17 protein-coding genes are annotated in these 23,088 nt (G+C 65.7%); 8 read left to right on the top strand and 9 right to left on the bottom strand.

Going from position 1 to position 23,088, the window contains the following annotated elements:
• Positions 1–29: 29 nt before the first annotated feature.
• From ACQ651_RS11115 to ACQ651_RS11100, 4 genes are all read right to left on the bottom strand, one after another.
• Complete coding sequence (locus ACQ651_RS11115; RefSeq protein ID WP_430449300.1) at positions 30–2,981, bottom strand: acetoacetate decarboxylase family protein; 2,952 nt, start codon at positions 2,979–2,981, stop codon at positions 30–32.
• A gap of 50 nt (positions 2,982–3,031) precedes the next feature.
• Positions 3,032–4,432, bottom strand: a complete 1,401-nt coding sequence (locus ACQ651_RS11110; RefSeq protein ID WP_430449299.1) for a hypothetical protein — start codon at positions 4,430–4,432, stop codon at positions 3,032–3,034.
• Between the two features lie 90 nt (positions 4,433–4,522).
• Positions 4,523–5,968, bottom strand: a complete 1,446-nt coding sequence (locus ACQ651_RS11105; protein WP_227284996.1) for a hypothetical protein — start codon at positions 5,966–5,968, stop codon at positions 4,523–4,525.
• A gap of 333 nt (positions 5,969–6,301) precedes the next feature.
• Positions 6,302–9,424 carry a PKD domain-containing protein gene (locus ACQ651_RS11100; protein WP_430449298.1) on the bottom strand — a complete coding sequence of 1,041 codons (3,123 nt, stop codon included), beginning with the start codon at positions 9,422–9,424 and terminating at the stop codon, positions 6,302–6,304.
• Between the two features lie 258 nt (positions 9,425–9,682).
• Here ACQ651_RS11100 and ACQ651_RS11095 point away from each other — a divergent pair, with 258 nt between their 5' ends.
• Positions 9,683–10,192 (top strand): phage tail protein, encoded by a 510-nt coding sequence (locus tag ACQ651_RS11095; RefSeq protein WP_227284994.1) that lies wholly within the window; start codon positions 9,683–9,685, stop codon positions 10,190–10,192.
• A gap of 90 nt (positions 10,193–10,282) precedes the next feature.
• On the opposite strand, the gene ACQ651_RS11090 is transcribed toward ACQ651_RS11095, so the two are convergent.
• Positions 10,283–11,314: an SIS domain-containing protein gene (locus ACQ651_RS11090; protein WP_430449297.1), complete on the bottom strand. Its 1,032-nt coding sequence runs from the start codon at positions 11,312–11,314 to the stop codon at positions 10,283–10,285.
• A gap of 177 nt (positions 11,315–11,491) precedes the next feature.
• Between ACQ651_RS11090 and ACQ651_RS11085 the strand changes: the two genes are divergently transcribed.
• From ACQ651_RS11085 to mdoH, 7 genes are all read left to right on the top strand, one after another.
• On the top strand, positions 11,492–11,959 hold the full coding sequence (locus ACQ651_RS11085) for a DUF302 domain-containing protein (protein WP_227284992.1): 468 nt from the start codon (positions 11,492–11,494) through the stop codon (positions 11,957–11,959).
• A gap of 15 nt (positions 11,960–11,974) precedes the next feature.
• Positions 11,975–13,594 (top strand): thiamine pyrophosphate-binding protein, encoded by a 1,620-nt coding sequence (locus ACQ651_RS11080; protein ID WP_430449296.1) that lies wholly within the window; start codon positions 11,975–11,977, stop codon positions 13,592–13,594.
• Position 13,595: 1 nt separating this feature from the next.
• Positions 13,596–14,777 carry a CaiB/BaiF CoA transferase family protein gene (locus ACQ651_RS11075; RefSeq protein ID WP_430449295.1) on the top strand — a complete coding sequence of 394 codons (1,182 nt, stop codon included), beginning with the start codon at positions 13,596–13,598 and terminating at the stop codon, positions 14,775–14,777.
• Between the two features lie 147 nt (positions 14,778–14,924).
• Positions 14,925–16,298 carry a tetratricopeptide repeat protein gene (locus ACQ651_RS11070; protein ID WP_430449294.1) on the top strand — a complete coding sequence of 458 codons (1,374 nt, stop codon included), beginning with the start codon at positions 14,925–14,927 and terminating at the stop codon, positions 16,296–16,298.
• Positions 16,299–16,325: 27 nt separating this feature from the next.
• Entirely contained in the window at positions 16,326–17,561 is a 1,236-nt protein-coding gene (locus ACQ651_RS11065) for an OpgC family protein (RefSeq protein ID WP_430450322.1), read from the top strand.
• Positions 17,558–19,072: a glucan biosynthesis protein gene (locus tag ACQ651_RS11060; protein ID WP_430449293.1), complete on the top strand. Its 1,515-nt coding sequence runs from the start codon at positions 17,558–17,560 to the stop codon at positions 19,070–19,072. The genes ACQ651_RS11065 and ACQ651_RS11060 overlap by 4 nt, the downstream gene beginning before the upstream one ends.
• On the top strand, positions 19,069–20,964 hold the full coding sequence (gene mdoH / locus ACQ651_RS11055; protein ID WP_430449292.1) for a glucans biosynthesis glucosyltransferase MdoH: 1,896 nt from the start codon (positions 19,069–19,071) through the stop codon (positions 20,962–20,964). The genes ACQ651_RS11060 and mdoH overlap by 4 nt, the downstream gene beginning before the upstream one ends.
• 18 nt (positions 20,965–20,982) lie before the next feature.
• Here mdoH and ACQ651_RS11050 read toward each other — a convergent pair whose 3' ends face one another.
• Genes ACQ651_RS11050 through ACQ651_RS11035 form a run of 4 tightly spaced genes read right to left on the bottom strand, consistent with a single transcriptional unit; the run spans position 20,983 to position 23,060 of the window.
• A complete protein-coding gene (locus ACQ651_RS11050) occupies positions 20,983–21,480 on the bottom strand; it encodes a rhodanese-like domain-containing protein (RefSeq protein WP_227284985.1) in 498 nt (165 codons plus the stop codon).
• Positions 21,461–22,024, bottom strand: coding sequence for an SCO family protein (locus tag ACQ651_RS11045; RefSeq protein ID WP_430449291.1), 564 nt, complete (start codon positions 22,022–22,024; stop codon positions 21,461–21,463). Before ACQ651_RS11045 ends, ACQ651_RS11050 begins: the two co-directional genes overlap by 20 nt.
• Entirely contained in the window at positions 22,021–22,599 is a 579-nt protein-coding gene (locus ACQ651_RS11040; RefSeq protein WP_430449290.1) for a hypothetical protein, read from the bottom strand. Before ACQ651_RS11040 ends, ACQ651_RS11045 begins: the two co-directional genes overlap by 4 nt.
• Positions 22,596–23,060 (bottom strand): hypothetical protein, encoded by a 465-nt coding sequence (locus ACQ651_RS11035; protein ID WP_227284982.1) that lies wholly within the window; start codon positions 23,058–23,060, stop codon positions 22,596–22,598. The genes ACQ651_RS11040 and ACQ651_RS11035 overlap by 4 nt, the downstream gene beginning before the upstream one ends.
• Positions 23,061–23,088: the final 28 nt, after the last annotated feature.

The raw sequence follows: 23,088 nt of genomic DNA, 5'->3' as shown, positions 1-23,088 counted from the left end.
ATGCCTCCCCCGATCCGTTAACCTTTACCTTACGGCAACCTGGTCCTGCCAGCTTCTAGCCGGGCGATCCGAGCACTGTCCAATGGATTCGACAACGTCCAGCTTGTCCAGATCCGAAAAGCACCCGGCAATTTAGTCGAACTATCGGTTTGGCCCCTGTCCATCGCCAGCGGTCGCGCGGTCATCCGGCCTGCCGGGATATCGGCCAGATGTGCATCGCTCACCGTGATTTCCGCAGACACTCCGGCCACATAGGCCGATGTCAGGTTGAAGTCGAAGGAAGAGAACTGCCAGCGGCTGAACTTGCCTTCAGACACCACGATCTGTTCCGATAGGGATTGCACCATGCCGACCTCGGGCGAGGCCGTGAGCGGGCGGGCGAAGTCCTTCTGCTGGTAGCGCCCTGACCAGATCGGCGATCCGTCGGGAGAGGCGACCGAATAGCTGCTGTTGCCCATGCTCAATTGGCCCATCCGCTTGTTGTAGCCATACCACCAGACCCCGGCGAGCCGGGCCCAGTTATTCGTCAGATAGAGGTTGGGCAGATAACTGAAGACGCCCTCGTGCCCGTCCACCTGAACGTAATTGATGGCGATAATCGCCTCGTAGTAATCAGTATAGCCAAGGAATCTGGGCAGGATTGAGGCACGCACCCCGACTTGCTGGTTGGCCAGGATTGCCACCGGATGCGTGCCCTCGGGCGTGAGAGCCTGCGGATGAAGGGTCAAGCCCTCGGGCAGGACCGCCTGGAGCGCCTTGGCGTCGACCGCATGAAAGCTGAACCATCCGTCGATCTGGCCGGTTCCGAACATCGGTGTGAGCGGCCAGGGGGCGGTCTGTGCATAGGGGCTGGCCAGTTTGGTGGCATTCGTCGGCCCGGCATCGGGTGCAAGATCGCCTTCGCCCACCACCTCGATCTCGGCGCCGGTCAGCCCGCGCGCGGCCACCAGCCCCGAGATCGTCGCGGCCTCCACGCAGCCGGCATTGATGCCGCAGCGAGTCCAGTCGCCGGCGAGATAGAGGTTCTCGAACCCCGAGCCATCGGGCGGCAGACGGTACTGGACCGAATTGGGCACCGACAGCACATAGCGTTCGGAGCCATAGAAGTTTTCGCGGAAATACTGCCCCGCGAACTTCGCCTTCGGCGTGTCGGCATCCCTTGCGAACAGGATCGCAGCATCGAACTTTCCGGCCTTTCGCGCCTTGGGCCACATCCGTGTCAGATCCGCATCGGCCCACGCCCTGACCCGGTCGGGAAAGGGCCCGGGATCGACGCCCGCATCATGGGCCGGGCTGCAGAAATAGGCGATGGAGGTCGGGCCGTTTTCGGGCCAGTCCTCCCGCGGCAGAAGGTCGGACATATCGGCCCATGTATCCAGCGGCTCCACAAAGCTGGTGATGACGGTTTGCAGATCGTGCTGATCGCCGGAATTGTGCCTGGCCACCAGCGCGTTCCAGCCAAGCTCCTCGGGCGTGCGGGTCGACCAGAACTGCGCCGCATGGGTGGCGACCGTCGGCACATTGTCCAGCATGCCCTTCCACCGGGTGGAGGCCGCCGCCAGCTCTTGTGTCAGATAGTGCAACGACCCGAGCGAGGCGCCCATGACCACCAGATCGAAATCGCGCCCGCGTTCCAGCCGGTAGCCGCGGCCCGAGGGTGCGTCCTTTTCGCATTCGAAATCGACACCGGAGGCTTTCAGCCGGGCGCCATCCTTCAACTGATCCCAAAGCGGCTCGGACGGCCAGCAGGGCAGGTCCCTGACATCGACCAGCGGATCGTATGTGCCCGAAACCACCTGCGCCTGCTCGACCATGTCGATGGCGGCGATGCTGTTTCGGTCTTCGGACAGGGCCAGATTGGTGGCGGCGTTGAAGAACCTGAACCGAACGCCGCGCGATTTCAGCACCTGATAATAGGGCCCGAAAATGGTGTCGCCCATGCCCGCCTGCATCTTGAAGAACAGCGAGCCCTTGTATGTGAAGGCAAGGCGGAGCAGCCCGCGAATGGCCGTGCCCGCGCCGACGCTGCGATCATCGGTCAGCCCGCCCGGATAGCCGAAGACATAATCGTAGCAGCCGCGGAACACCGCGGAATACACCGCGTCATGGCTGGCCCCGTAATGCAGCAGCCACGCGCTGATTTCCCAATCGTCGATCGCATCGAACCCGGCCCGGAAGACACCGTTGTCGATCGTTCCGCGGAAAAACGCGAGCGACAGGCTGATCAGATACCCCATCCGCCGCGCCTCGTCGCTTTGCCCCTCGGCGGCCAGCATGTCGTGGTGCCAGCCCTGCGCGTGCCGGGCAAGCGCCGCCAGATGGAGCGACTGCCCGGTGGTGTGGTCGAAGGCATTTTCGTCAAGCGACCGGGCATAGGCGTGCAGATGATGGACCGGCGACCGGGCCGTCACCGACAGGCCCCGGCGGCGGAACTCGGCCTGAAACCGGTCCGGCAGCTCGCTTTGCGCATCTCCCAACAGGCCCCCCAGCCAGCCTTCGACCGCTTCCAGCAGCATCCTGAAGTAGGAAAACGGGGTGGGCAGCAGGCCGCCGGTACCCGGTTTTTCCTCGTTGGGGTAGAAGTCGATCCGCCACGGGTGAAGCGCTTTGGTGCCGTCCGGCTGCGGCACCTCATCGGCCAGCAGGAAATGGTTGAGGCCCTTGAAGGCCTTTTCCAGCGTGCCGAGCGGCGCCTCGGGGCTGCGCAGGCCGGTCTTGTTCAGGGTCTCGTAGCAATCGCGCATTAGCCGGAAGCCGTTTTCGTAGAAACCGGCCCAGATATGAAGGCCATGTTCCTCGATCCGCTGGTACTCCTCCGCGTTCCGACCGCTTGCGCCCTTGCCGCCGAGGCGCCAGCCAAGCTGGTAGAAGGTTATCTCGTACCGGTTCTGCCAATCGGGCAGCTGGGTGATCGCATAGGCGGCGGTGACGGCGCCGACGCCGCCCCCGATGATCGCGATTTTCTGGGGTTCGGTTTGCATGATATCTCCTTGTCAAACGGTTTTCGTGAAAATCCTGCGGGTCCGTCCGCTCAGGGCGGGAAAACGACGACACCGCCGATGACATGGGCGGTCTGGTCGATCGGGGGCACGGTGGTGAAGTCCATCGGCGAGGCGGGGCCAAGTGTGATGCTCACCACGTCATCGTCGGTATCTTCCACATCCAGAACGTTGAACCCGGTCGTTTCGCCGCCGAAGCTGACGATCTCGCCCAGATCGAGCTGGGCGGATTGATTGGCCGAGATTTCCGCCGTCAGTTTCGCGGCCCCCGTGTGCGTTCCGTGAAACCGCATGGTCACCGTCGGCGGCTGGCTGATCACGAAGGTGCGGACGCGGGCGAAGCTCTTGTCCTTGCCGAACAGCTCGCCGACGGAAAACTGCGTTCCCTCAAGCTGAAGTCCGGTTATATCCTTTCCGGTCTTGTTCACGATGTCGGTCAGGATCTGGCGGCTGTACCACCCGGTCTTGAGATCGGCGGAGATCTCGACCGGGTCGGCACGCAGCACGGTGATGCCGGTATAGACAATCGACATCTCGATTTTCTGGGCGGCGCTCCAGAGATCGTCGACCGTGGTGCCCTTCGCGGCCCCGTCATGGCCCAGTGTCAGGCGCAGATCGGTCTGCGGGATCGAGCCCAGATCCTGATCGTTGAGCCGGAGGCTGACCGTATCGGCACCGTCGCGTTGCAACTCGAAGGTGACCGTCAGGGTGCGGCTGGCATCGGTCAGGCTGGCCACGATGGTGTTGTTGTCGGGCAGGCCGGAATAGGCCACCGACCACGCGTCCGCGCCAGTCTTCATCCCGCCGTTCAGCGCCGAGGGTCCAATGCTGTTTTCCGTGGCGGCGGCCACCAGATGCAGGGCGTCCTGCTGTTGCCGCGCGACCTTTTCCAGTTGCTGGCCCATGGACAGCCACTGGGTATAGGCGGCGCCGAAGGCCGCCAGGTTGAACGGGATCGGCGGCGGGGAACCGGGGTAGGTCTTCTGCACATAGGCGACGATATAGCCCGCCTTGGTCGCGGGGATGGCGCCGCTTGCCTTGATCATCCGCTGCGTTATCCGGCCGAAGGCGGATTCAAATTCGCCGATCACCTGTTTTTCCTGCTTGGAAAACGCTTTTGACGCCTTGGCGGCGGCCGCCGCGTCGGCGGTCGAGACGTGATACCCGACCGCGCCCAGAACGGAGGCGAACTTGGCGCTGAAACTGGCGCTGGTCAGGCTGGCCGTGCCGTTGCCATGGGCCACGCAGAGCCGGTCGATCAGGTGGAACGTGTGGGGGTTGTAGTAGATCTCGGCGGAGCCGTACTGGACATTGTAGTGAAATCCGGGCGGATAGCGGATAACGGCGAATCCGGGCTCGATCGTGCCGCCAAGATAGGCCCTGATCTCGCGGCTGATGGCCTTGGCCGCCTTTTCGCTCGTGGTCTCCGCCATGTCCCCGAATCCTTCATGCCGTCGTCCGGGGCAACGGCACTGGCTGCCCCGGACAGTTTTATCATTTCTCCGGGAGAAAGAGTTTAACGCTCAGCTGGGCGGCGGGTAGTCGGCGACACCGCCCAGAACCGTGCAGACCTGCTGCTCCGGCGGCACGGTCCCCTTGATCTCCGGCGGCGCGAATGTGACGGTCACGGTGCCCGACGCGGTGTCGGTGTGGACCTTGTCGATACTGTAGCTCTCGTCGAACGAGCCGACGCTGAAGAGCCCGAACAGCTTCACATCCACCGACGCGTTTTCCTTGAAGCTGGAGGTGACCGAATTCGCCTGATCGGCGGAGAACACCATCGTGATGGTCGGCGCCTGGCTGACCACAAGCGTTTTCAGCCGCGAGAACGCCTTGCCCTTGCCGAACATCTTGTCGACCGCATACTGGTTGCTGGGGTCGATCTTGAAGCCCGAGACATCCGCATTGCCGGAGCCCGCGATGATGCTTTGCAGGAGCGATTGGTCGTACCAGCCCTTGGCGTAATCCGCGCTGAGCGGCAGTGGGTCGATCTGCACGATGGTGACGCCCGGATACTCGATCGTCATGTCCAGCGAGGACGACGAGGTGGTGGTTTTCGACCAGTCATAGCTGCTGCTGGCACTGATCCCGATATCGATCACATCGAGGATCGGAATCGAGAACCCGGTCTTGCCGTTGATCGACAGGCTCGCGCTGGTGGAGGAGAAGTTCGACGCTTCCACCTGGATCGACACCTTGCTGCCGCTTTGCAGCCCGCCCTGGATCTGGGCATTGGCCGGCATCGGCGTCCAACCGACATAGTAGTCCGTGGCGCTGATCGGCAGCCCGCCATTGGCGGCGGTCGGTTTCTGGGTATTCGCCATCGCAGCGGCCAGTTCGGCATTCGCCGCCGACTGGGCGCCGAGGATGGTGTTGAGCGGCGACAGGAGCTGCACCGCGCTGGCGATGGCCTGACCAAGGGAGGCGAAGCCCGCATTCGGCAGCTTCGAGGCCGCGGCCGAGATGTTCGACGTCGACCAATCGGTGGCATCGGCGCTGAAATTCTTCAGAACCGCACCCATCACCGTGGGGTAGTTGACCGGCGTGACCGCATAGGCCGCCACGAAGCCGCTGGAGGTTGCGGTGTTCACGACCGAGATCTGCTGGTTGGCGATGTTCGGATCGTTGACGACCTTCTGGTCGGCGCTGGAGTACTGATACGTCGCGTTGGTCAGGATGTTGTAATAAAGGGTGCTGAACTGCTGGTTGCCCAGCGTCAGCATCCCGTTGGTGCCAATCTCCAGTGTGCCGTTGAATGCATCCAGCATGGTTGAGTTGTAATAGGCCGACGCGCCGAATTGCACCGCGGGGTGGAAGCCGGGCGGGTAGGCGACCATCTGGAACGTGCCGGGCAACTGCCCGTCGAGCAAGGTGCCGACCTTGCTGGTGATCCCGTCGACGAATGTCTGCTGGGCGGGGGTCAGCTCACTTGCCGAGCCTTGTTTTGCCATGAGTTCAGTATCGGGCATCGTCTTCTCCATCTGTTGGTCTTGGGGCTGCCAAAGGGCAGGGGGGATGCGCCTTCCCGGAGCCAATGCACGAAAAATGGGCCGTGAACCGGGAAGGCGGCGATATTGGACGGGGTTCCGATATCGCAGGGCCTTTCTAGGTGGCCGGCCCCGAGTCGATATGTGCGGCAGGACACGGACGACGGAAAAACAGGAAACAATGAGGGGGATTTCCCCGCATTTAATCTCAAATTGATAAGTGCGGCGCGCCCACCCCAAGGGACAAAGGAGCCGGCCGAACGCGCCGCGCGGGATATGCCCGATTGTGCCAGAATCGGGTGGCCTGACAGAGACTTAAAACCTCACCTCCAGCGCGGCCGTTGCGCCGAAGGCCTCGTAATCGTTCAGGCCGATCCCGTCGTAGTAGGCGCCGAAGCGCGCTGTCGTGCCACCGCCAAGGGTGATCTCTGCGCCCAGATCGACGCGTCCGCGAAAGCTGTCGCTTTGCTCGGTGGGCGTATCGAGACTGGAATAGATGCCGTTCAGTCCGCCGGTCAGCACAAGCGTGCCGTCGCGCAGCCGGACGAGCCTTTCGAAGCCGAGCCCGAAACTGGCCTCCGTAAGGCGGATCGTCTGTGCCGAGACCGGGTTGGAGAGGCTGTCCACATATCCATCCTGCCGGTCGATGACGCGGGCGAGGTCAAGCGATGGGATCAGCGTCAGACCGTCTGCGACGGCGAATTGCCCTTCGATCCCCGCGGTCACCAGCGTCCGGGTGGAGGAGAAGTCATCCGGCGCTTGCCCGGTCAGGGTCAGCGTGTTGTCGGAGCGCCCATGCAGGACCGAGGCGGAGAAGACCAGCGGCTGATCGGGCAGCCGGGCCACCAGATAGGGCCCCGCAAGCCAGCCCCGGCCCTCGAACGTGCCGGTCTCAAGCGTGGCATCGGCCTGATCCAGTTGCAGCATCGCCCCGATCAGCAGGTTGTCGCCGCGATAGAGATGGCTGCCGAAGGCGAGATTGAAGTAATCCAGATCGGTCGTGCCGCTGGTGGACCATGTGCCTTGCGCCAGCATCCAGAACCGGCTGTCGCCGTTCAGGCCGAAGCGGAAGGTGCCGATGCCGCGGGTCACATCCGCCGACACACCCGAGAAACCGCCGCCGCCGAACAGCGCGCGCAGATCCGGCTGCGCGCCGATCAGGGCGCGCGCCCGCGCGGTCAGCGCCTCGACAATCGCCTCTTCGGCAAGGCCGCTGGTGTTGGGCAGTACCGAAACCGGCGTGGCGGCGGTGTTGAAATTGCCGGCCGCATCTTGGGCGACCCCCGCCGCGACCGAGATCCCGATCGGGTCGGCGGTGCCCGATGGCGTGATTTCGGCGGTATAGGACGCGCCCGACCCGGTCAGCCCGGTGGCCGTGCCATTGGTGACCGAGATATCGCCCGCGACAAAGCCCGTGACCGGCTCGGAGAAGCTGACGGTGATCGTGAAAGGGGTTGCCGGGAGGTAATTCGCGGGCGCGGAGGAAATCGTTGCGGTCGGGCTCGTCACGTCGACCGGGGCGGTCACGGTGATCTGCACCGTGTCTGCCGGTGACGGCGCGATCCCGTCATCGACCACGAGGCTGAAGACCAGCACCGCATCGGGCGCGTTGAAGGCCAGGGTGGGCGCGGTGAAGCCGGGCGTCGCGGTTGTGTCATTCTGAAGCGTGACGGCGGGGCCGCTATCCTGGCTCCAGGCATAGCTCAGCGTCTGGCCGGGGTTGTTCGGGTCCGACCCGCTGCCGTCCAGCGCCACGGTGGCGCCCGATGCGACGGTCTGGTCCGGTCCGGCATCGGCGGTGGGCGTCACATTCGCGGGCGCGGTGACCGTGATCACGACGGTGTCGGGCGCTGAATCCACGATCGTGTCATTGACCACGAGGCTGAAGGTCAGGACGATGTCGGCTTCACCGGGCAGAAGGGGTGGCGCGGCAAAGGTGGGGCTGTCCGTCGTGTCGCCTGTCAACACCACGTTCGGGCCGCCGGTCTGGGTCCATGCAAACACCAGCGGCTGGTTCGGGTTGTTGGCATCCGAGGCGCTGCCGTCCAGCGTCACCGCAGCCCCGGCGGTCACCGTCTGGTCCGGCCCGGCATTCGCTGTGGGCGCGACATTCGCCGGCGCGGTCACGGTGACCGATACGGTGTCCGCCGTCGAGTTCTCGATCCCGTCATTGACCACGAGGCTGAAGACCAATGTCGCGTTCGCGGCCCCCGGCAGCAATGTGGGTGCGGTGAAATCGGGCGTCGCGGTGCCCGGGTCGGCGAGCGTGACATCCGGCCCCGAGGTCTGTGTCCACAGATAGCTGAGCGTCTGCCCGGCATTGTTTGGGGTCGATCCGGTTCCGTCCAGGCTGACGGCGGCCCCCGAGGCGACGGTTTGATCCGGTCCCGCATCCGCGGTGGGGGAGACGTTCGCGGGCGCGGTCACCGTTACCGACACGGTCGCGGGCGACGAATCCTCCACCCCGTCATTGACCACAAGGCGGAAGGTCAGCGTGGTGTCGGGCGTACCCGGCACCAGCGTGGGGGCGGTGAAATCGGGGGTTGCGGTCGTCTCGTCCACAAGGGTGACGGCCGGGGTGCCGATCTGGGTCCAGACATAGCTGAGCACCTGACCGGTGTCATTGGCGCTGGAGCCGCTGCCATCCAGGCTGACCGATGCTGCCGAGGCCACGGTCTGCGGCGTCCCGGCATTGGCGGTGGGGGGAGTGTTGGGGGGCGCGGTGACCGTGATCGTCACCGTGTCCGGCGCGGAATTCTCCACCCCGTCATTGACCACAAGTTGCAGAACGATGGTCGCGTCCGCCGCGCCTGCCACCAGTGTGGGCGCGGTGAAGCTTGGGGTTGCCGTGGTCTCATTCTGAAGCGTGACGGCGGGGCCGCTATTCTGGCTCCAGGCATAGCTGAGTGTCTGGCCCGGGTCATTGGCATCCGATCCCGACCCGTCCAGATTGACGGTCGCGCCGGAGCCGACGGTCTGGGCTGGCCCGGCCTCGGCTGTGGGGGGCGTATTCACCACCTCGCTCCGCGAATTGACCAGCACCGTGGTCGCTGCGCCCGATATCCCGAACACGTAGTCATATGTCCGCCCGTCCGCATCCGAGACGCCGCGGAAGGTGACCCCCATGAAATCGTCTGAGGCATAGGTGCCATTGGCGCCATCGGACACGAAATTGGTGATCCCGCTGATCCCGCATTGCGTTTCGACGGAACTGGCAAGGATATCTCCTCCCGGCCAACTCGTGATCGCGCTGCCCAGCCAGTAGTTTCCGCCGGAAGACTGGCTCTGCACAACGCCAGTTACGGTGAACGACACCTGCGACTCTCCGGTCGGCAAATCATGAAAGGCGGTGAAGGAACAGCTGTGCCCGACAAGGGTGGTCGTTGTGTCGACCGCTCCGGTTCCAAGAGCGGCCGAGGGTGTCGGTATCTGGCCCATGACAACGGCCAAGGCCAAGCCTGCCAGGATAGAACCCGGTCTGATCATCTGCGTGTTCCCCGTATTGGGCATCCTGCGGCGCGCCGAATGCGCCGCAGGATGCCGTTTTGCCGGAATGATTAACGCGGGGATTTCTCCGGCTCTGTGCGCTGGGACACAGAGAGCGCCGGGTGGCGTGAATAACCGTTGCCGGATCAGCGCGGTTCACGACGCGCCGAGCTGACGCGACCCGAAACTCACAGTCTTTGGAGACCAAAAATGGAACCGCTTATTGGGCAGATCATGTTGTTTGCCGGAAATTTCGCACCGCGCAACTGGGCTTTCTGCGATGGACAATTGCTCGCGATTTCAAGCAACTCCGCCCTGTTCAGCATTCTTGGCACGACCTATGGCGGGGATGGGCGCACCAGTTTCGGCCTGCCCGATCTGCGGGGGCGGGTACCGATGCATGCCGGCACCGGCCCGGGCCTGTCGCCGCGCCAGATCGGCCAGCGTGTAGGGGTGGAGACGGTCACGCTGAACACGAGCCAGATGCCCTCTCACAATCACGAGATGGGTGTGGTGAACGCGCCGGCCGACAATGACCGCCCAAGCGGCGATCTGCTGGCGCGCGCGTCGATCTATTCGGCGGTCACCACGCCCGTGGTCGCGCTCAATCCGGCCTCGATTTCCAACGCGGGTGGCAGCCTGCCGCACGAGAACATGCAGCCGACGCTCTGCATCAACTATATCATCGCGTTGCAGGGCATCTTTCCGTCCCGCAACTGATCGGGCGCGCAAGGAAAGGCATCAGCCGGTGGCGACGGGGCAAGGAGCGGGGCGGTCGCCGATATGCAAGCCGGCCCCGCGCCTCCGATGTCACACGGTTTCGGTCACCTTGCGCAGATGGCGCGGGGTGTCCGGGTCGATGCCGCGGTCAAGGGCGATCTGCTCGACCATGGCGTAGAACGACACGATCAGCGCGATCGGATCGGTCAGCCGATGGTCCGTGCGGATATGGGGGAGCGCGGTTGCACGCGCCGCGCGGTCGGAGGTGACGAAAACCCGCGCCCCTTTTTCCGCCAGTGCGTCCGCGACCTGCACCACCGGTGTCTCGGCGGCGTCGCGGGCGGTGAAACACAGCACGGGAAAGCCCTCCTCGACGATGGAGACGGGGCCGTGCAGCACCTCGGCGGCGGAATAGCTTTCCGCGTGGATCTGACAGGTTTCCTTGAATTTCAGCGCCGCTTCGTTCGAAATCGCCCAGGACGGCCCGCGCCCCAGCGTGAACAGGGACCGTTGCGCGCCGATGGCCTGTTTGAGCGGGGACCAGTCCTTGCGGGCCGCGGCATCCAGATGCCGGGGCAGGTCCAGCAATGCGCGGCGCAGGGCGTCATCGCCTTTCCATTCGGCCAGCAGCATCAGCGTGGCGACGGCGGAGGTCACGAAGGTCTTGGTGGCGGCCACGCTGCGTTCCGGCCCGGCGTGAATGTCGATGCAATGATCCGACGCCTCCGCCAGTGGCGAGGCGGGATCGTTGGTGACCGCGACCGAAAGCGCCCCGCCGCTGGTGGCCGATCTGGCCAGCGCCACGATGTCGGGGCTTTGGCCCGATTGCGAGACCGACAGGCAAAGCGCCCCGTCCAGATGCAGCTCGGCCCCGTAGAGAGACGCCACCGATGGCCCGATGGAGGCGACGGGCAGGCCCAGTTCCAGCTCCACCGCATACTTCAGGAAGGTGCAGACGTGATCGGAGGAGCCGCGGGCCACCGTCACCACAAGACGCGGGTCGCGCGTTTTCAGGGCCTCGGCGACCTTGGCGATCTCGGGCTGGCCACGATCCAGTAAACGGGCGACGGCCTCGGGGATCTCCAGAATTTCGCGCCGCATCCGGCTTGTCGTATCGCTCATGCTCTCGGGCATCCTTCATGACGGGTCTCGGTGCGGCGACGTTACTGCGTTGCCGCGGGCTTCGCCAGCCGCCCCGGAGCCGGGCATGCCAGCGGCGGGTTTCGCCGTCTCGAAATTGTGACTGTATCCGGACCGGTCGATCTGGGATGGTGGCCCGATCAAGCTCATGGATATGCCATGCGAATTCTGCCGCTTCTGCTGTTGATCCTCTCCACCGGTCTCGCCGCCGCCCAGTCGGTAACCGAGCGGGAGGGATGGGTCGTGATGGAAACCGGCAAGCCTTTCGCCATGTTGCTGGAGGATCTGCGCACCGCCGTCGCCGATCAGGGGTTCGCGGTCGTCACGCAGGCCGGCCCGACCGTCGCCGCCCGCGCGCGCGGCATCGAGATCCCGGAAAACCGCGTGCTCGGGGTCTTCAACAATATCTATGCTGTCCGTATCCTGAACCTGTCTACCGCCGCCATGATCGAGGCCCCGATACGGTTCTATCTGACCGAAGATGCGGACGGGACCGCGACCCTGTCCTACAAGACGCCGGGGTTCGTGTTCGCGCCCTATCTCGACGAGGGCGGCGCGGATCTGGCCGCCGCCGCGGCCGAGCTTGACGCGGCATTCGAGGCCATCGCCAACGCCGCCATACGCTGATACCTCCGGAGCATGATGACAGAGACTCACTCGATCCGCGCGGCGGATGTTCTGGCCCGAAGGCTGTATGAGGCCGGGTGCCGTCACGCCTTCGGTATGCCGGGCGGCGAAGTTCTGACCGTGATCGATGCGCTGGACCGTGCAGGCATCCGCTTCACGCTGGCCAAACACGAAAACGCCGCCGGGTTCATGGCCGAAGGGGTGCACCACGTGGATGGCGCGCCTGCGATCCTTGTGGCAACCGTCGGGCCCGGCGCGATGAACGGGGTCAATGTGGTGGCCAATGCCGATCAGGACCGGGTGCCGCTCATCGTGATCACCGGATCGGTCGATGCCCACGAGGCGGAGACCTACACCCATCAGGTTCTGGACCATCGCAAGGTGTTCGAGCCGATCACCAAGGCAACCTTCACGCTGACGGCGCAGGCCGCGGATGTGGTGGCCGACAAGGCGCTTGGCATCGCCGCCGAGGGGCGGGCGGGCCCGGTGCATATCGATGTGCCGATCTCGGTGGCCGATGCGCCCGCGCGGGACCGGGGGATCAGGCGCAAGGCCGCGAGCCCCGTGGCGCCCGCAGGCCCCGATCTGGAGACGGCGCGCCGCTGGCTGGGCGCGGCGGAACGGCCGCTGATCCTGGCCGGGCTGGACGTGCTTTACGACGGCAGCGCGGATGCGCTTCGCGGTTTCGCGGAAAGCCACGCGGTCCCGGTCATCACCACCTATAAGGCCAAGGGCGTCCTGCCCGAGGATCATGCGCTGAGCCTTGGCGCGGCCGGTCTGTCGCCGCTGGCCGACCGGCATCTGCTACCGCTGGTCGACCGGGCCGATCTGATACTCCTTGTCGGATATGACCCGATCGAGATGCGGCCCGGATGGCAGCACCCGTGGAACCCCGCGACCAAGCGGGTGATCGACATCCATGCCGCGCCCAACCACCACTACATGCATCAGGCGAGCCTCAGCTTTCTGGCCGATACCGGTGCCACGCTGGCCGCGCTTTCCGATGGCGTGGCCCCGCGCGTCACCTGGCTGGGCGACGAGATCGCGGCGGCCCGTGCCGCACTGGCCGAGGCCTTTCCGGCGGATGACGCATGGGGCCCGGCGGCGGTGATCGACGAATGCCGCAAGGTCCTGCCCGCCGACACGATCGCAACCGTGGACAGCGGCGCGCATCGGATCCTGCTGTCGCAGATGTGGCGCTGCCCGGCCCCACGTCTGTTGCTGCAATCCTCCGCGCTTTGCACCATGGGCTGCGCCGTGCCGCTGGCCATCGGCGCGAAACTGGCCGCGCCCGAGCGCCCGGTGGTCAGTTTTTCGGGTGATGCCGGGCTTTTGATGGTGGCCGGCGATCTGGCGACCGCGGCGGAGCTGGGGCAGGCCCCGGTTTTCGTGGTCTTCGTCGACCGCTCGCTGGCGTTGATCGAGTTGAAACAACGCCAGCGGCAGATGCCCAATCTGGGTGTGGATTTCGCGGGCCACGACTTCGCCGCCATCGGGCGGGCCTTTGGTGGGCACGGGGTCACGGTTGAAACGCGCGCGGACCTGAAGGCGGCGCTGACCGCGGCGCTGGAGGCCGACCGCTTCACCGTCATCGCCGCGGTCATTCCGCAGCACGCCTATGACGGGCGGATCTAGCATGCCGGGCGCTCTGGACGGTCTGAAAATTCTCGATCTCAGCCGGATACTGGCCGGGCCGACCTGCACCCAGTTGCTGGGCGATCTGGGGGCGGAGGTCGTCAAGATCGAGAATCCGGGCACCGGTGGCGACGATACCCGCAGTTGGGGGCCGCCTTTCGCGCCCGGCGCCGGTGGTGCGCCGTCGGATCTGTCGGCCTATTTCATGGCCGCGAACCGGAACAAGCTGTCCGTGGCCGCCGATATCGCCACACCCGAAGGCCAGGCGCTGGCTCTGGCGCTGGCCGCCGAGGCCGATGTGGTGATCGAGAATTTCAAGCCCGGCGGTCTGAACCGCTACGGGCTGGATGCCGAAACGCTCCTTTCGCGCTTTCCCCGGCTGGTCTACTGCTCGATTTCGGGCTTTGGGCAGACCGGGCCCAATGCCGCGAAACCGGGCTACGACCTGATGGCGCAGGGCTTTGGCGGGATCATGTCGCTGACCGGCGATCCGGATGGCCAGCCGATGAAGGTGGGCGTGGGCATCGCCGATGTGATGTGCGGAATGTATGCCTGCGTGGGCATTCTGGCCGCCCTGCGCCACCGCGACGCCACCGGACAGGGGCAGCATATCGACGTAGCGCTGGTGGACACGCAGATCGCGTGGCTGATCAACGAAGGCGTCAATTATCTTACCTCCGGTCAGCTGCCCGAGCGGCGCGGCAACGGGCATCCGAACATCGTGCCCTATCAGGTCTTCGCCACCCTTGACGGGCATGTGATCGTCGCGGTGGGCAATGACGGCCAGTTTCGCCGCTTCTGCGGGGTTCTGGGTGCCGGCGATCTGCCCGATGATCCGCGCTTCGCCACAAACCCCGCCCGGCTTGAAAATCGCGAGGCGCTGATTGCGCTCATCGCGCCGATGCTGGCCGCGCGCCGCAGCGCCCGGATCGTGGCGGAGCTGGAACAGGCGGGCGTGCCGGTGGGGCCGGTGCAGACACTCGATCAGGTGTTCGCATCCGATCAGGTGGCGGCCCGGGAGATGGCGATCACGATGCCGCGCGACGATGTCGAGGGCGGCGAGGTCCGACTGATCGGCAATCCGCTGCATCTGTCGCGCACGCCGGTCAGCTATCGCCGCGCGCCGCCGCGCTTCGGCCAGGACACCGATTCCGTGCTGTCGCGGGTCAAGCCCAAGGCCTAACAGCGGGGTTCTGCTCAACTTTCCGGCAGATCGGCGCGGGCTTCCCTCACATTCCCGTCATTCACCTTACTGTGACGTGTGTCCGTAGATCACGTCCTGTTAAGCCCGATACAGAATACGCGTGCATATCAAAGAAAAAGGCGGCGCATGACCCAGGATATCTTCGGCCAGACCGTCACGCTGGCCCCCGGCCCGGCGCTGAGCAGCTGGAACGCGACACAGATGGCGTTTCTGGCCCACGGGGCGGCGACGCCCACCCATCTGGCCGACACGCTGAACGCGGCGCCGGACTTCGTGCTTGGCCATGCGGTCAAGGCGATGTTCTATCTGCTTCTGGGCCGCCGCGAACTGATCGCCCCTGCCAGCGCGGCGCTGACGCAGGCCCGCGCCGCATTGACCGTGCAGACCGTCACCCCGCGCGAGCGGCGCTATGTGGAGGCGCTGAGCCTCTGGATGCAAGGCCACCCCGTCCGCGCGGCAGAGGTTTTCGCGGCCCTTCTGCGCGCCTGTCCCGGCGATGCGCTGGCGGTGAAACTCGACCATGCCCTGCGCTTTGTGCTGGGGGACAGCGCGGGCATGCGCCGCGCTGTGGAAGGCGCGATGCCGGCCTATGGCGAGGATCATCCGGCGCGCGGCTACATGATGGGCTGCCATGCCTTCACGCTTGAGGAAACCGGCGACTACGCGGCCGCGCAGGCGGCGGGCCGGGCGGCCCTGCAGATTGCGCCGGACGATGCCTGGGGCCTGCATGCGGTGGCCCATGTCCACGACATGACCGCCGATGCCAAGGGCGGGATCGATTGGCTGGCGGGCCGCGAAGCCGCCTGGGCGCATTGCAACAATTTCCGCTATCACGTGTGGTGGCACAAGGCCCTGATGCATCTTGATCTGGGGCAGATCGGCACAGTGCTGGAGCTTTACGACACCGAAATCCGCCGCGAGAAGACCGATGACTACCGCGATATCTCGAACGCGACCTCGCTGTTGAGCCGTCTGGAGCTGGAGGGCGTGGATGTGGGCCATCGCTGGGAGGAACTGGCGGAGATTTCCGCGAGCCGGACGGAAGACGGCTGCCTGATCTTTGCCGATCTGCACTACCTTCTGGCGCTGATCGGCGATCACCGTGATGCCGCGATCCGTGATCTCATGGGGCGTTTGCACCGCGATGCGCAAAACGCCCGGACCGACATCCAGAAGGCGATGGCCAATCCGGGCCTGTCTGCCGCCGCGGGGCTCGAAGCCTTTGGCGAAGGCCAATATGCGCAGGCCTTCCTTGCGCTTGCGCGGGCGCGCAAATCCATGCAACAGGCAGGTGGCAGTCACGCGCAGCGGGATGTGTTCGAACGCCTTACCATCGATGCAGGCATCCGCGCCGGGTTTCTGGAGGAGGCTGAGGGGATTCTGGCCGACCGCATCGCGCATCGTGGCGGCTGCGTTGACGGATATGCCCGGGCAAGGCAGACCCTGATCGCAGAGGGGCGCGACGCGGCGCGGGGCGGCGCGCGTGTTCCCGCTGAATAGACCTGTCGGAAAACAAGCGCGGTGACCATGGTTTCAACCCTCGATGCAGAGCTGCCGTCAAAGGCCAGCAGCCCGGTTTCCGCGCCGGTTGCGCGCGTGCGCGACCCGCGGCTGGATTTCTACCGTGGCATCGCGATGTTCATCATCCTCTTTGCCCATACGCCGGGCAATTTCTTCACCTCATGGATCCCGGCGCGGTGGGGGTTTTCCGACGCGACCGAAATGTTCGTCTTCTGCTCCGGCATGGCGTCGGCCATCGCCTTTGGCGGCGCGTTCGACCGCGCGGGCTGGCGGCTTGGCACGGCCCGGGTCGGGTATCGGGTCTGGCAGGTCTATTGGGCCCATATCGGCATGTTCGTCATCATCGCTGCGATGCTGGCGGCCATCGATCTGGCGGCGGTATCCGACACGGTCTATATCGGCACGCTGAATCTGTGGCGGTTCTTTTCCGACCCGGGGCCGCAGCTGGTGGGCCTTCTGACGCTAACCTATGTGCCGAACTATTTCGACATTCTGCCGATGTATATGGTGGTGCTGGTCATGCTGCCGATCGTGATGGCGCTGTCGCGGGTGAACCTGTGGCTGCTTGCCGGGGTGTCGCTTGCGCTCTGGTTCTTCGCCCAGGGCGCGCTTCTGGACTGGCTGGGGCTTGGCCATCTGCATCTGTCGCTGCCTGCCGAGTCATGGTCCGACCGGCGCTGGTTCTTCAACCCGTTCGGCTGGCAACTGGTCTTCTTCACCGGGTTCGCCTTCATGCGCGGCTGGATCCCCGCGCCGCCGCTCAACCGCGTGCTGGTGGGGCTGGCACTTCTGATCGTGCTGGCCAATGTTCCGCTGTCGAATATCGGTGTGCGGGAGTTCGGGTTCGACTGGGCCCGCGAATGGCGGATGGAAAACCGGGGCTGGTTCAGCAAATCCGATTTCGGCATCCTGCGCTATGTGCAGTTTCTGGCGCTGGCCTATCTGGGCTATGCGGTGGCGGGCGATGGCGGCCGCAACCTCATCGTGACCGGAACCGGGATGCTGGCGAGGCTCTGGGCCACGGTGATCCGGCTGACCACCAAGGTGGGGCAGCAATCCCTGGCGGTGTTCCTGTTTTCCATGGTGCTGGCCCGGTTCACCGGTTTCGTGCTGGACCAGTTGGGCCGGGATGTGGCAACCGTCACCCTGGCCAATCTGATCGGCATGGCGCTGCTGGTTTGCGTGGCCTACAGTGTCGGCTGGTTCAAACGTCAGCCATGGCGAGGCGTGCCCGCAAGATGACCCTGCACCGGCGCACATTTCTGTCCGTCCTTGCCGCCGCGGCCTCGTTGCCCCGGACCCTGCGCGCTGAGCTGATCACGGGCGAGCATCCGTTTTCGCCCGACTGGCTGTGGGCGGAGGCCGAGGCGCTGGCGGCCCGGCCCTACCGGCCCGTGCTGGAGGTGTCCGCGCCATGGCGGGATCTCAGCTATGACCAGTATCGGATGATCTGGTTCAACAGCCAGCGCGGCATCTGGACCGGGACCGACCGGCCGCTGCATCTGGATCTGTTCGCCGCGGGGCTGTACTTTCCGCGGCCCGTCGAGATCAACCTGGTCGAAGACGGTGTCGCGCAGACGCTTGGCTTCGATATCGGACTGTTCGACCGCACCGACCAGTTTCCCGATCTGCCTGTTGACGAGACGATGGGCTATTCTGGCCTGCGCTTGCGGGCCGAGTTGAACACGCCCGGGATCTTCGAGGAGTTCATGGTCTTTCAGGGGGCCAGCTATTTTCGCGCCATCGCCAACGGCCAGACCTACGGCCTGTCCGCGCGCGGGCTTGCCCTTGGCACCGGAGATGCGGAAGGGGAGGAGTTTCCCGACTTCACCCGCTTCTGGGTCGAGGCGCCCGCGCCGGGCAGCGATACCTATATGGTCCACGCCCTGCTCGACGGGCCGTCGACCACCGGGGCCTACAGCTTTTCCATCCGTGCCGGGCGCCCCACCACCGTCGAGGTGCGCGCGACCGTGTTCCCGCGCCGCGATCTGGATCATGTGGGGCTGGCGCCGCTCACCTCGATGTTCCTGTTCGACGAGACCAACCATATCCGGTTCGACGATTTCCGCCCGGCGGTGCATGACAGCGACGGGCTCCTGATCTGGAACGGGGCGGGGGAACGGTTGTGGCGGCCGCTTGCCAATCCGCGGACGCTTCAGATCAGCCATTTCGTCGACGATGGGCCGCGCGGGTTCGGCCTGATGCAGCGGGCCCGCGAGGTGGAGGATTTCGCCGATTTCGAAGCCCGCTACGAAAACCGCCCTTCGCTCTGGATCACGCCTGCGGCGGATTGGGGCGCAGGCTCGGTGCAACTGGTGGAGATCCCCGCCGACCGGGAGATCTATGACAATATCGTTGCCTTCTGGCGTCCGCGGGATGTGATCCCGGCGGGCACGGCCCATGATTTCGCCTACCGCATGAGTTGGGGCGACACGCCCGGGGCGCTGCCCGATGTGGCTGCCGTCACCAACACCCGCATCGGCGGCGCGTTCGACCAGATCCGCAAGGTGGTTGCGGTGGATTTCGAGGATCATCCGCTTTTGCGCGGCGATCCGTCGGATTACACGCATCACATCAGCGCCAGTGCGCTGACGCTTTCCGATGGTGTGCTGGAGCGCAATCCCGGCACCGGCGGTCTGCGGCTTGCCTTCAGCTTCGATCCGGCCGAGGCCGAGACCAGCGAGCTGCGCGCGCAACTGCGCCGCGACGGGGTGCTTGTCAGCGAAGTCTGGCTTTACCGGTGGACCGCATGACCGTTCGGCGACCCGATGACTGGATGCCGCCGCCGGCCCCGCTCAGCCGGCCGATCCAGCGGCTGAACCGGCCCTATCGCGACGAAAACGCGCCGGGGGGCTGGGGCCCGTCGCGGGCGTGGATCTGGCGACTGGCGACGTTCCTGCCTGCGGTCGCGACCACCGTGGCGCTCGTCGCGGCCTTCACCGACTGGTTCGCGATGGATGGGCTGAGCGGTTTCGAGGGCGCGCTGATCGCCATCGTCGCCTTCACGTTCTTCTGGATCGCGCTGTCGGTCAGCACGGCGGTTCTGGGCATTGCGACGGTGATCCTGCTGCCCTCCCGCGCGCGGCCTGCGGACAGCGTGGCCATGGCCGCGCCGATGGACGTGGCCCTGCTGGTGCCGATCTTCAACGAGGTGCCCGCCGATGTGTTCGGCAATGCCGCGGCCATGCTGTCCGGGCTCGGGGGCCTCCCCGGCGGCCACCGCTACACGCTTTTCATCCTCTCCGACACGACCGACGAAGCCGTGGCCGCGCAGGAGATCCGGGCGTTCTTCACCCTGAGGGCCAGCCTGCCCAACGCGACGCTGCATTACCGCCGGCGGATCTCCAACACCGATGGCAAGATCGGCAATCTGGCCGATTGGGTCGAAGGATGGGGCGGGGCGTACAGTGCGATGCTGGTTCTGGATGCCGACAGCCTGATGAGTGCGCCGGCCATCGCCGCGCTGACCGATGCGCTGGCGCGCGACCCCTCGGCCGGGTTGATCCAGTCCTTCCCCCTGCTCTATGGCGCGCGCACGGTGTTCGGCCGGATCCAGCAGTTCTCCAACCGCGTCTATGGCACCCCTCTGGCCGAAGGTCTGGCCCGCTGGACAGATCGGGAGGGCAATTACTGGGGCCATAACGCGATCATCCGCAGCGCGGCCTTCGCGGCCTGTGCCGGGCTGCCCCGGCTGCGCTCTTCGCGGGGTGGGACGCAGATGATCCTCAGCCATGATTTCGTCGAGGCGGGGCTGCTGCGCCGGGCCGGATGGGCGGTGCGGTTCCTGCCCCGGATCGAAGGCAGCTATGAGGAGGCGCCGCCGACGCTGATCGACTATATCCTGCGCGACCGGCGCTGGTGTCAGGGCAATCTGCAGCATCTGGGCCTTCTGGCCACGCGCGGTCTGCACCCGGTGTCCCGCTTTCACCTGTTCAGCGGAGCGATGGCCTATCTTCTGTCGCCGGCATGGTTCGCGCTTCTGGTGGTCTGGGCCCTGATCGGCAATGGCGACGAGGCAAATGTGATCCGCTATTTCAGCGGCCTGAACCCTCAGGTGACATGGCCCGAGATCACCACGGCGAACAATCTGGCGATCCTGATCTTCATGTACGGGATGCTGCTGGCGCCGAAACTCGTCGCGGCATGTACGATCCGGCGGCTTGGCCTGCGGCTGCGCGATCTGGGCGGGCTTCGGCAGTTCCTGATCTCGCTTCTGGCGGAGATTTCCCTGTCGATCCTCTATGCCCCGATCCTGATGATCCACCAGTCGCTGGCGGTTCTGCGTTCGGCGCTCGGGCGGCGGGCGGCATGGCGGCCGCAGCGGCGCAGGGGGGTGCGATACGGGGCAGGGGTGCTGATCAAGTTCCACATCATCGAAACGCTGATCGGCCTGCTGCTGATGGCGGGTATGGCGCTGGGTCTGGTGACGTTCTGGCTCGCGCCGATCGCACTCAGCCTTGCCGCCGCGATCCCGCTCTCGGCGCTCAGCGGGGTGGATCTGGACGCGCGCCGATGGTCGCACCGTCAGCTGGGAACGCCCGAGACATTGAATGCCCCGCCGATCATCCGCCGCGCGCTGATGGAACGCCGCCGGTTCGCGGAGGCCTTGCAGGCCCCTCCCGCCGACCGGATCGCGGCCGAATAGCCGGGCGCGGACAGGGACCTAGCCGTCACGGTTCACGGGAAGACCGCGGGCCAGCCATCCCGGCCCGGCCGAGGTGCCCAGCATGCCTTCGGGAATGTCGATGATCCCGGTGAATCCGGCCTCCGCCAGCCGGTTGGAGAGCCGCGCGGAGCGGACGCCGCGCGCGCAGATCACCGCGATGGGGGTGTCCCGCGCGCCACGCACGTGGCCCGCCAGCGCCTCGATGAAATCCGCGCGCCGCATATCCAGCCGGATCGCGCCTTCGGGCGACCCGGTCGCGGACCATTCGTCGGGGCGGCGGATGTCGACAAGCGTGAGCGCGCCTGCGGCGACCAGCCTGTGGGCGTCCGCCGCATTGAGGGTTCCGCCCGAGATCTCAGGGCGGAGCGCGTCGTAGAGCAGCATCTGTCCGCCGAGCGACCACGCAAGCCCCGTGCCCGCGACAAGTGCCGCCCCGCCAAGGATCAGACCGCGCCTTGTCAGGCCCGCCACCGGCTCAGCCCGCAGGGCCGACATAGCCCTGAACGATCCGGGCGATCTGCCCGGCGGGCAGGATCGGCGGCAGCAGGGTCTGCACCGCCCCGGCCCCGTCCAGCAGGTAGAGCATGCTGCCATGGGCAAAGACGGGGCCATGTTCGGGATCGACGAACAGCTCCTCGCGGTCCACGCCAAAGGCGTCATAGGCGATCTGCAATTCGGCCTCGGTGCCGGTCAGGCCTATGAAACCGGGGTGGATGCGAGCCAGCGGTGGCCCGATATCCGCCACCGTGTCGCGCGCGGGGTCGACGGTGATCATCACCAGCCTCAGGTCCAGATCCCCGCCGGCCAGAATATCGGCCACATCCGCCATGAGCGGCAGCGTGGCGGAACAGATTTCCTGACAATTCGCATAGCCGAAAAACAACAGTTGCGGCAGCCCCTCCGGGTCGGCCTGCGTGCGGGCCATGCCGGATTGATCGGTCAGGCTGAAATCCCCGCCAAGGGCGAAGGGCAGCGCGTCGCCCTCGGCCTGCGCGGCCCCGACAAGCCCGACCAGACAGGCGGCGACCAGCCGGATCACGGGAACAGCTCGGCGCGGATCTCCGCATCGCGGTCCAGCCCCAGACCGAAGTATCCCTCTTCGGCGATTTCGCGCAACACGCGCGGGTCACGCCGGAACCAAGGCCCGCTGCCCGCCGCATCGGGGTTGTTCTCGGCCCAGTCATCGGTCCAGCGGTTGGCGCTCACCCATGTCTCGTCGCCAAGGCGGCGGATGCGTTGCAGCAGGTAGATGTTCACCGCGCCCAGATAGGCATCGTCCAGCATCAGGCCGTCCACCTCCACCTCCGCCCCGCAATAGGGCAGCAATTCGACGGTGGCGCCGGTAAAGGCGGGCTGGCTGTTCTTGTTGGGGTAGACCAGAACGCCGTCCACGCTGCGCAGAAGCCCCAGTTGTCGCCGACCGTCTCCGCAATTCCCGGCGCAATTGCCGGTGACCTCGCACAGGATATCGACAACCGTCGCCTCGAAGCGGGCGGGCTGTTCGGCGAAAAGGTTCCAGCTGCGCGCTTCGGAGTTTTCCGAGAAGTCCTGCGCCGCGGTCGGGCCCGACAGGACCAGCGCCGCCAAGGCCGCCGTCAGGGCACGGGCGATCATGGTGCATCCTCCGGCACGGCGAAGGGCGGGACGACACCGAAATCATCATGGCTGAGCACCTGAATATCGTCATCCTGCACCACCTCGCTGACGACCAGATAATTCAGCCCGTCGCGCTCGTAATGCATGCCGTCGACGCTGACCACATGGCTGGCAAGCCGCATCTGGGTATCGCCGCCCGCGCTTTCGTCGCTGTCTTCGATCTGTAGGACCATGTAGACGGTGCCGTCCTCTGCCAGAAGTCCCACGGGAATGCCGCCCGCCGAACACCAGAGCGCGCAGGTGTGATGGGCAGACCCCACCACCGCCTCGGGCCCGCCCATGACGCCCGAAAAATAGCACCAGGTGTCGATGATCTCGCCCCGCAACTGTACGCGCTGGCCCTCGGCAAATGCGGGGGCCGCGAGGAGAAAGGGGGATGACAGCGCAAGAAACGCCGCGAAAACTCGGTTATGTCGCATGAAGCCGTCCAGTCCGTATCTGCCGCTG

Origin of the sequence: Rhodophyticola sp. (assembly GCF_965284195.1) — a bacterium.
GTDB lineage: Bacteria > Pseudomonadota > Alphaproteobacteria > Rhodobacterales > Rhodobacteraceae > Rhodophyticola.
This window is presented reverse-complemented; position numbering and strand designations above follow the sequence as displayed.